The sequence below is a fragment of the Maribellus sediminis genome (assembly GCF_011799805.1).
In the GTDB taxonomy this organism is placed as follows: Bacteria; Bacteroidota; Bacteroidia; order Bacteroidales; family Prolixibacteraceae; genus Draconibacterium; species Draconibacterium sediminis_A.
Window position 1 is genome coordinate 1,102,190 of record NZ_WXUB01000002.1, and the last position, 13,898, is coordinate 1,116,087.

Sequence of the window (13,898 nt, forward strand, 5' to 3'; positions counted from 1 at the left end):
CCAAATTTCAAGTTACTTTGTTGTGCAACACTGCAAACTCAGCAACCATGACAAAAAACTACAGGCTCGACCACGAACTTCCGGAGGCTACGGAAAAATGGGGCTGGCGATTCCATAATTTAGGTATTCCAACAGCCAAAAAGTTTCCAAACGAAAAATACCTGTCACATCTGAAATTTTTTCATTCAGGTTTCCCTGAAAGCCCTTTTGGCGTTGAATGGATGCGATTTGAAGCCGACAGCCCGATTCATCCCCTGATACAGCAAGTACCTCATCTGGCCTTTGAAGTTGATGATCTTGATCGCGAACTCAGGCTACATAAATTCAATGTATTAACTTTGCCAAACGAACCAGGCGAAGGTATACGGGTAGCCATGATTGAACACAATGGCGCCCCGATCGAGCTTATAGAATTTATAAATAAATGACCATATATTTTTGCGACGAAACCTATAAAGGCATTGATTTTACAGCTGATGATGTTCAGCCTGTGGAATATGAGAATTGCGAATTCGTTGACTGTATTTTTGCCGGTACCAATCTGCAAGCTTTCAGTTTTGAAGATTGCAGTTTTAAAAGTTGCGATTTTAGCAATGCCGGAATTCAAAATACGGCTTTCAAAAATGTAAAATTCAGCTCCTGCAAGTTAATTGGCTTGCAGTTCGATACCTGTAATCCCTTTTTACTGGCCTTCAGCTTCGATTCGTGCATACTGAATTACGCGTCATTTTATCAACTAAAAATTCCGGGTACAAGCTTTTCAAATTGCATGTTGCTCGAAACTGATTTCACCGAAACCGATCTTTCAAAGGCTACATTCAATGGGTGTAACCTTGGCGGTGCCATGTTTGGTAACACCAAGCTCGAAAAAGCAGACTTTAGCGGTTCGATTGACATTGTTCTCGATCCCGATCAGAACCACTTGACAGGTGCTGCTTTCGATCTCGAATGTTTACCTGGTCTTCTTCTAAAACACGGGATAAAGATCAATTAAATAATCTAACTAAAATTTTCACACATAAAAGAGCCTTGCAGTTTGTTCCACAAGGCTCTTTCTATCTATTGCTATTCTATTAGAATTTGTAGGTCAAACCAACTCCAAACGATTCCATAAATTGCAGCCGTGCCCCGCTGATTCCGGTATCCGGATCTTCAATTTTTACATCGTCGTCGTAAATCATCTGGGTAATTAAATTCGCACTCAGGTAATCGTTCACCTTCATATTGATCTGAACTTTCCAGTCGACGTCAACGTTCTGAGGCTTTTCCATATAATTCGAAAACAGGTTTAGTTTGCTTTCAAGGGTAACATTTTTCAGTACTTCCTTTTTGTATTCCACCCGAACATTAGCACCCAGTTCGGCACGTACGTTACTACCAGGGTCTACACCAAACGATCCGGCTTCCGAGAGCACATCGTCGGTAACAAAAGTAAACTTACCTGTTACAGGAGCCAGCATTACAGAAAGATCGTCTGTTTTATAATCCATACCTAAAGCAGCAGTCAGATATCCAGGAGCCATAAATTTCGAAATCTCCTCTTTCGGATCCTTGTCGTAATTATATCCCGATGCAAACTGCGATTTAAAGCTTAGCAAACCCGAATAATACCACTTACTTTCACCGGCTTCTATTCCGAGTTTTGAAGTGAATTCCATCAGGTCATCCGACTTTCTGGAATCGTCATCTTTTTCTTTTATAAAACCGTAGCGAAGATCAACACTGTTGTCCCAGCTTAGTTTATCCTTTTTATAATTAGCCGCGTAGTTAATCATAAACAGGCCCGACATGGAACTTTTACCCCCGGCAGCCCAGTTGGAAAGCGAAACCTGCGAAAAATTCAGCGTGGTTGAACCCGATGTGGTCCAAAGTGTATCCTTAACTGCATCCTGTGCATATAATGCAAATGGGAACAACAGTAAAACGATTAGAAGTTTCTTCATGTTTTTTGTTTTTAATTGTTTGTTTGATAGATTAAAATTTAGGAACAAATATAAATTACAAATGTTTTAATAATCTCATTTTGGTAAACTGCGGAACAACACCTCTAACTTAAGGCTTCAAAAATAATTTTTATGGCTTTTTATCCGACTTCGATTTTTTCATCCAGCGTGTTCGTGCAAGCTTTTGCAGGTCCTCCACCTTATCCGATTCATCCACAATTTCAAGCCCAAACAGGGTTTCAATCACATCTTCCATAGTAACCAAACCTACTATTGTTCCATAATCGTCGGCTACCATTGCCAGATGCTGGCGTTGCTGTATGAGTATATCCAGCAACTTCGCTACCGAAAAATTATCCTGTACAAAAATGATCTCTCTTCTTATCTCGGCCAGTTTGCGCGCGTGCTTATCTTCAGCCAGATTCTCCAGAATCACATCTTTCAATGCCAGCCCGGTAATGTTGTCCGGAGTTTCACTGAAGACCGGAATCCGGGAAAACTGAAACGGATTGTGTTCAACAAAAATATCGCCCAGATTTTGCTCTTCGTCCAATGCAAACACCACACTTCGCGGAGTCATGATGTCTTTAATATTCAGGTTCTCCAGTCGCAACAGGTTTTGAATTATCGATTTCTCTTCCTGATCGATAGCACCACTTTTTAGCCCGGCATCAGCCATGGCAGCTACATCGGCCCGGCTGAAAACGCTGTGAGTTCCGTCGCGCTTAATTAACCGCGTGATCCAGTTACTCATCCAGATAAAAGGAGCAAGAATCCAGGTAAGGATTCGTAATGAATTGGCTGTAAATGCCGACAGTTTTTTCCAGTAGGTAGCACCAATGGTTTTCGGAATAATTTCCGAAAGAATCAGAATGGCCAAAGTCATTCCGCCGGCGATCAACGATTCATAAGTAACTTCAAAAAGCAGCAGATCAATTTTTGTTGTACCGAAAATTTTTCCGGCTTCTACTCCAACCCCGATAGCGCCAACCGTGTGTGCCACTGTATTCATCGTTAAAATGGCCGATAAGGGACGATCAATATCATCTTTCAGCTTTGCCAGCAATTTACCGATTGCCGGCTTTTCTTTTTGCATGCGGCTCACATACGAAGGGGTAATGCTTAAAAGCACTGCTTCCCAGATCGAGCACAAAAACGAAAAGATAATTGATACAAAGAAAAAGAAAAGTAGTGCTGTCATATTCTGATTTTACTATCCAATAACGAAATTAACATATTAGAGGTTTACGTTAAAATGTTAAGCGGTGTTTTTACCATTTCGAATGTTTTTAATTCGTGCTAAACAAAAAAACGACAGAATTGTAATGAAGAGAGATTAGTTTTGACTAAATTCTACAACAAAGAATTGTTCGAACATTCAAAACGATAATTATGAAACAGGTACTTTTTTTTATTGCTTTGGTAATTATGACAAACATAAGTGTTGCACAGGAAGATCCCTATTTATGGCTGGAAGATGTTGATGCTCCAAAATCGCTCGATTGGGTTGAAAAATGGAACGATAAAACCTTAAAAACGCTGACAGGCCGGCCCGGTTACGAAGAAATGTATCGACAGATACTCGATGTTTACAACTCAACCGACCGGATTGCTGCACCTTCCATTTATGGAGATCTCATTTACAATTTCTGGCAGGATGAAGATCACCCACGCGGAATCTGGCGTCGTACTCCTTTAAAAAGTTATTTAAGTGAGGAACCTGTTTGGGAAACCGTTATCGACATTGACGCCTTGTCGAAAAAAGACGATGTAAAATATGTATTTAAAGGAGCTAGCGGTTTATACCCCGATTACAAACGATTTTTGGTGCATTTATCGAAAGGTGGTGGCGATGCTGTGGTTATTCGCGAATTCGATGTGATTCACAAAATATTTATTCAGGATGGTTTCGAAATTCCTGAAGCCAAAGGAAGTGCCAGCTGGGTTGATGAAAATACACTACTGGTAGCCACTGATTTTGGGAATGGTGTGACTACATCAGGTTATCCGAAAGATGTAAAACTATGGAAACGCGGAACCGAATTGAAGGATGCCAAATACATTTTCGAAGGCAAGGAAAATGACATGTATAACGGTGGCTCATGTATTCATACAAAAACACGAGATTACCAGTTGATCAGTAACCGAACTTCGTTTTATACCGGTGTTTATTACTTTATTGAAAATGGAGAATTGGTAAAGCCTGAACTTCCTGAAGACATAATTTGGAAAGGCATATTTAAGAACCAGGTTATTTTCGATTTAAAATCGGACTGGAATATTGGTGGAAATGCCTTCAAACAAGGAGACATGGTCAGTATTGATTATGATGAGCTGATTAAAGGTGGTACAAATTACCAGTTGATTATCCGCCCCGACGAACGTTCAAGCATCGCCGGAACAAATACAACCGAGAATGTGCTGCTGGTAAATATGCTGAATAATGTTAAAGGCGAACTCTACAAATATACTTTCGACGGTACCTGGAAAAAAGAAAAAATAGATGCGCCAAAATTTGGAAATATTTCCCTGGGATCAGCTGATGATAACAGCGATACTTACTTCTTTTATTTCCAGAATTTCCTCGAACCATCAACCTTATACAAAGGCGATGCGCTTACCGGTAAATTCGAAAAAGTTAAATCGCTGAAATCGTGGTTCCCTACTGACGACTACCAGGTGCAGCAATTCGAGGTAGCCTCGAAAGACGGCACCAAGATTCCGTATTTTGTTATATCGGCCAAGGATATTAAATACAACGGCAAAAATCCAACCTATATAAATGCATACGGCGGCTTCGAAGTTCCGGAGCTCCCCTATTACAGTGCAGCCGTTGGTACGCAGTGGCTCGAAAAAGGAGGTGTGTATGTTTTGGCCAACCTTCGGGGAGGTGGCGAATTTGGGCCAAAATGGCATCAGGCCGGATTAAAGGAAAATCGCCAGCGCATTTACGACGATTACTTCGCCGTGGCTGAAGACCTGATCGCCAGAAAAATAACTTCACCCAAAAAACTGGGGATTTTTGGTGGAAGCAACGGAGGTCTGCTTGTGGGCGTTGGTTTTACACAACGCCCCGATCTATACAATGCAGTGGTTTGTGCCGTTCCGTTGCTTGATATGAAACGCTACCACAAATTACTGGCCGGAGCAAGCTGGATGGCTGAATACGGAAACCCGGATATTCCTGAAGAATGGGAATACATTAGCAAATATTCGCCTTATCAGAATGTAAAAAAGGGCATGGATTATCCCGAAGTATTTTTTTTCACCTCTACCCGCGACGACCGCGTTCACCCGGGACACGCGCGTAAGATGGTTGCTAAAATGAGCGATATGGGCTACAAAGTTTACTATTTCGAAAATACTGAAGGTGGTCATGCCGGTGCGTCAACCAACGAACAACGGGCAAAAATGGCGGCACTGCAATTCAGCTACCTCCAGATGAAACTGATGAATTGAGTTCGATTAAAACAGATAGAAGTTCCCGGGAGAATCCTCTTCCGGGATTTTTTTACTTGTAAAAACGTTTAATGTCAACTTCTTTCATCAGTTCCAAATTTGTTCCGGTAAGAAAATCGCACATTTCGCGGGCGAATCGCGGCGCTAACATCACCCCTTTCGTGCCCAATCCATTAAATAAAAAAATGTTGTCGTGCTCAGGATGCTGCCCAAGAACGGGCCGCCGATCGGAAACAGTTGGCCGAATACCCGCCCAGTGATTTTCGATGGTGTATTCCACTTTAATAAGTTCGTCAAGACGCTCAAGAATGGATTCCTTTCCTTTCTGAGTTGGCTGTTCGCTTAAATCTTCCCACTCGTAAGTTGATCCCACTTTGAAGCGCTGATTTCCCACCGGCAGTACAAAAACCTTCTTGTTCAGAATAAATTCTTCTGACAAGCCAGGTGCATGAATCAACAATACCTCGCCTTTGGCAGGATTCATTTTTACAAAGTCGAAGAGCGGATTTTGGCGTAAATGATACCCCTCGCAAAACACCACCTTTTCAGCCCGAAATTCTCTGGCCTCAAAAACAGCTGAACTTCCAAACCTGAATTCTTTCTCGAACAAAAGTTTCTTTTCAATAAAAAAGGACTTGGCATGGTTCAGGAAATCGTACAAATTCAGATAGCCTGCACCTCTTACAACACCATAAGCAGGTGCAGTTTTAATCCCCGGAACCGGCGATTCAATAACAATATCTTCGATGTATTTGTCGAATCCGGGTAGAGCACTTTTCTCTTTCCAAAGTGTGGTTTCCTGATCGGAAAGAGGTTTCAAAATTTTCTTCCTGAAATAAAATGATGCGCCCAGAATTCTTTCCAACTCACGGTATTTTGCTTCCATTTCGGGCAGCAATTCGTCGGCGAGCCAGCTTTTCGTAAGGCGTTTGTACACCAGAGGATTGATCATTCCGGCAGCCACCACCGAGGCTTTGCTTTTCGACTTTGAGGCAACAATCCGAAAATCCATTCCACGTTCCAGCATCTCAAAAGCCAGCATGGTTCCGGCCAAACCCTGCCCTACAATCAGGTATTCTGTTTTTTTCATGACAGGATCAACTTTCGGGCAGCTTCCGGCGAATTGGTTGGCAAATGGCATTCACCATCTTTACACACGTAAATCAGGTCTTCTTCCAAATGAAAACGATTTTGCAAAATCGGAACTTTGCTTTCCTTGCTCGAATGTGCCCAAAGTATATTTGGATGGTATTCGTTTTTCATTTCAGCCATCAGCAGATTTGAATTGATACCACAAACAACTACTTCGTAAAATGGCTCGGTAAGTTTAAGCATCAAACTTCCCCAGTTGGCATAGGCCATCGGGTATTTTGTAAAATGTGGGGTAACGTTTAGCAACATTTTCTTTACCACTGTCAGGTAATCCGGCTTTCCTAAAATAAGGTATAAACGATGCAGGTTGTTCGCCATAACCGAGTTGGCCGCAGGAATTACATTATCCTCGTTCTGAAAATGATTGCCGATGGCTGAACCAGCGTCTTTCCCGGAGAAGTAAAACAGACCTTTGTTGCTGTCGTAAAAATGATCGAAAACATAATCGGTTAAACGACGCGCAAGTTTCAACCAACGCTCTTCAGCAGTGGTTTCAAACAATGCCAGAAATGCCTGGATCAACAAAGCATAATCTTCCAGGAATCCGTCGATAGTACTCCTGCCTTTTTTCCAGCTGTGATAAACCTTTCCCGATTTTTTGATCTGTTCCTGCTGAAGAAACTCTGCATTTCTTAGTGCCAGGCGAAGAAACTGACTATCGTTAAATGCCTTATACGCATCAATCAATCCTATTATTACCAAAGCATTCCACGAACTGAGTGTTTTGTCATCCAAACCAGGCCTGACGCGTTCAGCGCGCTTTTTCAGCAATTTATATTTCCAGTTACCAACCAGCAACTGTAAACGATGTAAGCTTAGATCGTTTGTTTCTGCAAAATTTTCATCCGACTGATCGCGCAGTAAAATGTAATTCCCGTTTTCCCAGAAACCCTTTTTGTTGATGTTGTAATAGGCTTTGAAAAGCTCAAAATCAGTATCAATAACTTCTTTCAGTTCATGTTTTTGCCAAACATAGAATTTGCCTTCTTCACCTTCGCTATCAGCATCGAGCGAAGAATAGAAAGCTCCTGATTCATCCGTCATTTCGCGTTCAAGCCAATCGGCTATCTCGTATACAACGCACTTAAATTCGTGACTTTTAAACTGCTGAAAAGCTTTTGAATAAATACTCAGCAACTGTCCGTTATCGTACAACATTTTCTCAAAATGCGGCACTTTCCATTTATCATCTACCGAATACCTGGCAAAGCCGCCGCCCACATGGTCGTAAATACCGCCGCGGGCCATTTTATCGAGTGTCAGTTTTACGAATTCCAGCGCATCGTCGTCCTTTTTTAGATGGGCGTAATACAGCAAAAAATCGAGGTTAACCGGCATCGGGAATTTTGGTGCACCTACGCGTCCGCCATCTTCCATATCGAAACGCGTTTTCCAGTTCTCAACTCCTGTTTTCAGGAGTGAAGCGTCAACAGCAATTTCCTCTTCCAATTCAGCACCCAATGAAATATTCCGAATTCCTTCTTTTAATTCCTGCGCATACTGTTTGGTTTTGGCAGGTTCTTTTTGATAAAATTCGAAAACAGCCTTCAAATTATGCATCCAGCTTTCTTTCGGGAAATAAGTCCCTCCCCAGATGGGTTGACCGTTTGGCAACGCAATAACATTCAGCGGCCATCCGCCCTGCTGCATCATCAACTGAACAGCGCTCATGTAATAGTGGTCAATATCGGGGCGTTCTTCACGGTCGACTTTGATACACACAAAATGTTTGTTCATAATTTCGGCCACTGCCTCATCTTCAAAACTTTCGTGCTCCATAACATGGCACCAATGACAGGCCGCATAACCGATACTTACCAGCAACAGTTTTCCTTCCTGTTCAGCCTGTTTCAAAGCTGCTTCACTCCATGGTTGCCAGTTTACCGGGTTGTGTGCATGCTGCAGCAAGTAAGGAGAAGTACTGTCAATTAATGCATTGGTATACTTCTTTTGATATTTGTGATCAACTGTCATTTCTGTTACCCTTCAAAATAAATGCTGGCTATTTTTTGCTCCGTTAACTTCAAAACAATGGTTCAACAGAATAGTTTGTTGAAAGCAGTCTTATTCCGATTGGTAATATTTATGAGTTATTAATGAATATCTATTCAATGTTATCCCAAATGGACTATGTTTATCTGGAATAAATATTTTTTACGTTCGAAATTTCATGCCATTTTGCAACACTACAAATACAAGAAGCTAGTTTTCTGAATGTTATACTCCACTCAGAAAAAAGGAAGGCAGTTCTAAGTTTTTTCCTTAGCAAAATTCAGGTAATTGACTGAACCATGCAATCTATATTCTATTATATTTGATTTCACAAACCCGATTGGAAATCGATAAAACACAACAACAGAAAGAATTAAATCCCGGAGTGGACGCCGGGATTCTTCTTTTTATCTGATCGCTAATTCACCCGAAACATTTTGCTAATTTCCTGTAAAAAAATAACTTCGCCACGTAATAAATTCAAATTCAGCCATGAATAGTGTTTTTAGCAAATTATCCATAATCCTTGTATTTGGGCTTTTTATAGCCATGAGTTCATGTATGAAAGATTCCACTTCGGACAGAACTGAAGCAGAAGAACTTATAGAACTTAATGAACTGATCCTCAAATTGGAAATGCGGGGATATGATGTTGACACAACAGATTCAGGTGTTTATTACATTATACACGAGCAGGGAAGCGGACCTAATCCTGCTCCATATGATACAGTTAGTATTGGCTATGAAGGTTACCTAACAAACGGTGTTTTGTTTGATACTTCGGTTGACAAATATGATAACGACCAGTGGAAATTTGTTTACATGCAGCAGGTACTAATCAAAGGGTTGAACGATGGGCTTGCCATTATGAAAGAAGGCAGCGAATATGAATTTATTATTCCTTCGAAATTGGCTTACGGTGATTTTGGAGCACCACCAACGATTGGTCCTTTTCAAACACTTATTGTTGGAGTAAAATTGTTTGATATCAAACCAGCTATGGATTGATTTATCCGCTTTAGATTTTGTTCATCTCACAAAACTGAAACGGCGATTACATCGCGAAAACGCCCCAATTGTCTTGAAATCACGCTAAAAAACGATAAATTAGCATCAGGCAATAAAACATATCAACATGAACTACCGACGCGATTTTCTAAAAACTTCGCTGCTTCTTTCGCCGGCGATTTTTTGTCCGAAACTGCTCTTTTCAAAACCCGCTCAACAAAAAAAGGTGCTGTTGCTTGGCGACTCCATTTCGATTGGATACACACCCTTTGTTCAGGATATGATGAAACACCTGGCCTTAGTTTCACGTCCCATGTTGCCGGATGGCAGCGCAGAAAACTGTGAGGGCACCACAAATGGGGTACAAAATATCAGACGCTGGACAGGCGATACAAAATGGGACCTTATCCATTTTAATTTCGGGCTGCACGACCTGAAACATGTCGATCCAGCAACGGGTGAAAACAGCAGTAACCCGGCAGATCCATTGCAAGCCGATTTAAAAGAGTACAAGAATAACCTCAAACAAATAGTTGAAGAATTAAAGCGTACCGGAGCCGACTTAATATTTGCTACCACTACTCCCTACCCTGATACCGTGAATAATCCGCTTCGCGATCCCGGAATGTCGGAGAAATATAACCGCGTGGCTGTAAAAATAATGAACCGGAACAACATCGACATTAATGACTTGTACACCTTTGCCAAGCCACGTTTGCAGGAAATTCAACTCCCGAACAATGTACATTTCACAGAAGAAGGTTACCGCGCACTGGGTCGCAAAGTGATCGACAGGATCACCGAGCACCTCGAATATCCGCAATATCGATAAGCTGGAGCGAAAACTCCGCTATTGACTTGTACCCTCAATTTCTGTAATTTGTAGCCTCAAATCCATTAAATCTGAATTTTATGAAAACCTATTACGATATTCATTGCCACATTTTTAATAAAGATGTGATCATCAGAAAATTGGTTAACGTAGTGCAGTCGCTGCTCTCGATCCACGATTTAATCAACAAAGACCTCTCGGGCGCAGTACTGAAGCATAAGATCGATGAGATCAGTCACATTCTTAATGAAGTTACGCAGGAATCGAGCGAGGATGTTTTTAAGGCACAGGACAAGGTTTACCAGGGCCAGGTGGTCACTACTCCTTTGATGTTCGACCTGACCTTTGCCGATGATAACGACGATGAAGAAAATAAAAACAAACGCTACCGCCGTCGCATTAAAAGTGTTTTCTGGCTGTTACGTGCTGTTGTTCTTCCGGTTGTTGAACGAATTGCACGCAACAAGTACGACAACGAAGAATTGGCGCAAGCCATTGATCAGGTGCAGAAACAGGTAAAAAAATTCCAGAAGAATTTTAAAGTGAAATCGGATGATGAGGTAGAAATATTCGACAATGCGAATTATGCCCAACAAATAGCTGACCTGGAATACCTGTCGGAAAAATACGAGACCATCAAGCCATTTTTTGGAATCGATCCGCGACGGGAATACAAAGGACTTACCAATACCGTTGAAACCATCAAACAAAAAATACTGGCCCACGATGCACTGTTTTATGGTGTAAAACTTTATGCACCTGCAGGATTTTCGCCAACCGATCCGGTGTTGATGGGAATTGACGGACAGGAAGGTGTTTACGGAATTTGCGAACGAAATAAAATCCCGATCACGGTGCACAATTCCAATGCAGGATTTGCCTGTTTCTCAACAGTGCTAAATGTTCGCGGCGCTGTGCTGCTAAATGAAAACATTGTTCAGCCCCAAAAACCTATTCGCTTCGATTACCGCTTTTTTAGCCGCCACGTGAGTGATGCTATTCACGAACGGGCAAAAAAACTGAACCATCCGCAACTTTGGGAACTGGTGTTACAAAAATACCCGAACCTGGTGATCAACTTTGCGCATTTCGGTGGAAGCGGACAAATAATGGAGTATGTGAATTACGACATCAAGTATAAAAAGGCAGATGCCGATCTTTTTGAAAATGAAATCATGCATTTATCCGATGAAGATAAAAACGTTTTGAGGGCTGCTTATACAAAAAAGAAAGACTACATGTATTTGCGGGAGAACATGACCATTTCGGAGCGGGCAAACGTGTGGAATGCGCTGTACCGCGCCCGCCTGATTGACAACTGGGCAAAAGCTATTTTCGATCTCGTAAAGAATCCGGCATATCCGAATGCTTACACCGACCTTTCCTGTTTCTCGGAAGGAACGCTGATTGAATTACCCGATACTCAGGAACTTTCTTTCTCAATTAAGGAAGAACTCAAAACATTTAAGCACAACTTTTTCGACAAGTTGAGCGACTATGAAAAATCAAAAATTCTGTACGGATCCGATTATTACCTCACCCAGTTTTTCGGACCAACTTTGCAGCAATATTTCGATGATTTTAAGGCTGCTTTTGGTGAAGATTTTGATATAATAGCGATAGATAATCCAAAGCGTTTTTTGAATATTCCATAAAAATATCGCAAAACAAGTATGGGCAAAATAAGCTTACACAAGGGAGACATAACTCAATTAAAAGTTGATGCGATTGTAAATGCCGCCAACAAAACCCTGTTGGGCGGTGGAGGTGTTGACGGAGCCATCCACAGGGCCGCCGGCAAAGAGCTGCTGGCCGAATGCCGGACGCTGAACGGATGTGAAACCGGCGATGCGAAAATTACCAAAGGTTATAACCTACCTGCCCGGTTCGTAATACACACCGTTGGACCTGTTTATAACGACGGAAAATACAACGAAGCCTCAAAACTGGAATCCTGTTACCTCAGCAGTCTTGAACTGGCTGTCCGGAATGGAGTTCGCAGCATTGCATTTCCAAATATCAGCACCGGAGTTTATGGCTATCCAAAGGATGAAGCTGCTCAAATCGCCATCGACACTGTCAGCGATTTTCTGGCAAAAAACGCAGAAATTGATGAAGTGATCTTCTGTGTATTTGACGAGGCTAATTTCGAATTGTATAAAGAACTTCTCGGGCTGGACTAGCACAAACTCCGCTTTAAATTCATTTAAAAACAAGGGTAAAATCATTGGAAATCCCAATAATCTGTCATTCATTTGGGAAATTATTAAATCGAAATGGAATCCATAAAAGAAATATATAAAATCGGTCACGGACCTTCGAGCAGCCACACCATGGGCCCCAAAAAAGCAGCAACGAAGTTTCTGGATAAAAACCAAAAAGCAGCGCGTTTCGAAACGGTGCTTTACGGGAGTTTAGCTGCCACGGGCAAAGGCCACCTCACCGATTTTGTTATCGAACAAACTTTTGCCGGAAAAAACAACCGGATACTTTGGGAACCTAAAACATATCTGCCCCGTCACCCGAATGCGATGAAGTTTACGGCTTTCGATTCTGATGACCATGTTATGGATGAATGGACCTGTTACAGTGTTGGCGGCGGCTCACTTATCGATGACTTTACGACCTCCGAAACGGTTCAGGTGTACGAACACCATAAAATGGATGATATTCTGGAATGGTGCCGGAAAAACGAAAAACACTTTTGGGAATACGTTCAGGAGTTTGAAGAAAGCGATGTTTGGGACTACCTTGAGGAAGTTTGGGAAGTAATGCTTGCCAGCATAAAACGTGGACTGGCAACCGATGGCAATTTACCGGGGATATTGAAACTCCCGAGAAAAGCTTCATCGTTTCAGATAAAAGGAGAAAATTTTGCCACACCTTTTAAGCGTCGTTCGCAACTCTTTTCATACGCCTTGGCCGTTTCCGAAGAAAATGCTTCGGGCGGAAAAATAGTTGCAGCACCAACCTGTGGCGCCTGCGGCGTACTTCCTGCCGTACTTAAATATTTCAACAAGGTACACAAGACCGACAAAAAAGGCATTCTGCGCGCCCTTGCAACTGCCGGATTGATCGGTAACATTGTAAAAACCAACGCTTCCATTTCAGGTGCCGAAGTGGGCTGCCAGGGCGAGGTAGGAACTGCCTGTGCCATGGCGTCGGGAGCCGCAACCCAAATGATGGGTGGAAGTATTCAGCAAATTGAATATTCGGCAGAAATGGGATTGGAACACCACCTTGGATTGACCTGCGACCCTGTTGCCGGGCTGGTGCAGATCCCCTGCATCGAACGAAATGCCTTTGCAGCCGAACGTGCAGTGGCGCACAACAACTATGCCTTGCTAACCGATGGACGCCACCGGATTAGTTTTGATGAAGTAGTGGAAACCATGTATAAAACCGGAATTGATATTCAAAGTAAATACCGCGAAACTTCGGAGGGCGGACTGGCAGAATTTACGGCCCTGCCCAAGTGCTAGTCAAACATTCGGGCTTTAATAATCTGAATC

12 protein-coding genes are annotated in these 13,898 nt (G+C 42.2%); 8 read left to right on the forward strand and 4 right to left on the reverse strand.

Annotated elements, in window-relative coordinates:
• Positions 1 to 47 precede the first annotated feature (47 nt).
• Both HFD85_RS10845 and HFD85_RS10850 read left to right on the forward strand, forming a co-directional pair.
• Positions 48 to 428 carry a VOC family protein gene (locus HFD85_RS10845; protein WP_167608977.1) on the forward strand — a complete coding sequence of 127 codons (381 nt, stop codon included), beginning with the start codon at positions 48 to 50 and terminating at the stop codon, positions 426 to 428.
• Entirely contained in the window at positions 425 to 994 is a 570-nt protein-coding gene (locus tag HFD85_RS10850) for a pentapeptide repeat-containing protein (RefSeq protein ID WP_167608981.1), read from the forward strand. Before HFD85_RS10845 ends, HFD85_RS10850 begins: the two co-directional genes overlap by 4 nt.
• Positions 995 to 1,073: 79 nt before the next feature.
• Here HFD85_RS10850 and HFD85_RS10855 read toward each other — a convergent pair whose 3' ends face one another.
• Both HFD85_RS10855 and HFD85_RS10860 read right to left on the reverse strand, forming a co-directional pair.
• Positions 1,074 to 1,943 (reverse strand): DUF3078 domain-containing protein, encoded by an 870-nt coding sequence (locus HFD85_RS10855; RefSeq protein WP_167608984.1) that lies wholly within the window; start codon positions 1,941 to 1,943, stop codon positions 1,074 to 1,076.
• Between the two features lie 130 nt (positions 1,944 to 2,073).
• Positions 2,074 to 3,144, reverse strand: coding sequence for a CNNM domain-containing protein (locus tag HFD85_RS10860; RefSeq protein WP_167608987.1), 1,071 nt, complete (start codon positions 3,142 to 3,144; stop codon positions 2,074 to 2,076).
• Between the two features lie 191 nt (positions 3,145 to 3,335).
• Between HFD85_RS10860 and HFD85_RS10865 the strand changes: the two genes are divergently transcribed.
• Positions 3,336 to 5,402, forward strand: a complete 2,067-nt coding sequence (locus HFD85_RS10865) for a prolyl oligopeptidase family serine peptidase (protein ID WP_167608990.1) — start codon at positions 3,336 to 3,338, stop codon at positions 5,400 to 5,402.
• Between the two features lie 52 nt (positions 5,403 to 5,454).
• On the opposite strand, the gene HFD85_RS10870 is transcribed toward HFD85_RS10865, so the two are convergent.
• Positions 5,455 to 6,492, reverse strand: a complete 1,038-nt coding sequence (locus HFD85_RS10870; RefSeq protein ID WP_167608993.1) for an NAD(P)/FAD-dependent oxidoreductase — start codon at positions 6,490 to 6,492, stop codon at positions 5,455 to 5,457.
• Positions 6,489 to 8,528, reverse strand: a complete 2,040-nt coding sequence (locus HFD85_RS10875) for a thioredoxin domain-containing protein (RefSeq protein ID WP_167608996.1) — start codon at positions 8,526 to 8,528, stop codon at positions 6,489 to 6,491. The genes HFD85_RS10870 and HFD85_RS10875 overlap by 4 nt, the downstream gene beginning before the upstream one ends.
• A 510-nt stretch (positions 8,529 to 9,038) precedes the next feature.
• On the opposite strand from HFD85_RS10875, the gene HFD85_RS10880 reads away from it, so the two are divergent.
• From HFD85_RS10880 to HFD85_RS10900, 5 genes are all read left to right on the forward strand, one after another.
• Positions 9,039 to 9,554, forward strand: coding sequence for an FKBP-type peptidyl-prolyl cis-trans isomerase (locus HFD85_RS10880; RefSeq protein ID WP_167608999.1), 516 nt, complete (start codon positions 9,039 to 9,041; stop codon positions 9,552 to 9,554).
• A 127-nt stretch (positions 9,555 to 9,681) separates the two neighbouring features.
• On the forward strand, positions 9,682 to 10,386 hold the full coding sequence (locus HFD85_RS10885; RefSeq protein ID WP_167609002.1) for an SGNH/GDSL hydrolase family protein: 705 nt from the start codon (positions 9,682 to 9,684) through the stop codon (positions 10,384 to 10,386).
• An 80-nt stretch (positions 10,387 to 10,466) separates the two neighbouring features.
• On the forward strand, positions 10,467 to 12,041 hold the full coding sequence (locus HFD85_RS10890; protein ID WP_167609005.1) for an amidohydrolase family protein: 1,575 nt from the start codon (positions 10,467 to 10,469) through the stop codon (positions 12,039 to 12,041).
• Between the two features lie 18 nt (positions 12,042 to 12,059).
• Positions 12,060 to 12,569 carry an O-acetyl-ADP-ribose deacetylase gene (locus tag HFD85_RS10895; protein ID WP_167609008.1) on the forward strand — a complete coding sequence of 170 codons (510 nt, stop codon included), beginning with the start codon at positions 12,060 to 12,062 and terminating at the stop codon, positions 12,567 to 12,569.
• Between the two features lie 93 nt (positions 12,570 to 12,662).
• Positions 12,663 to 13,868, forward strand: a complete 1,206-nt coding sequence (locus HFD85_RS10900; protein ID WP_167609011.1) for an L-serine ammonia-lyase — start codon at positions 12,663 to 12,665, stop codon at positions 13,866 to 13,868.
• Positions 13,869 to 13,898 lie beyond the last annotated feature (30 nt).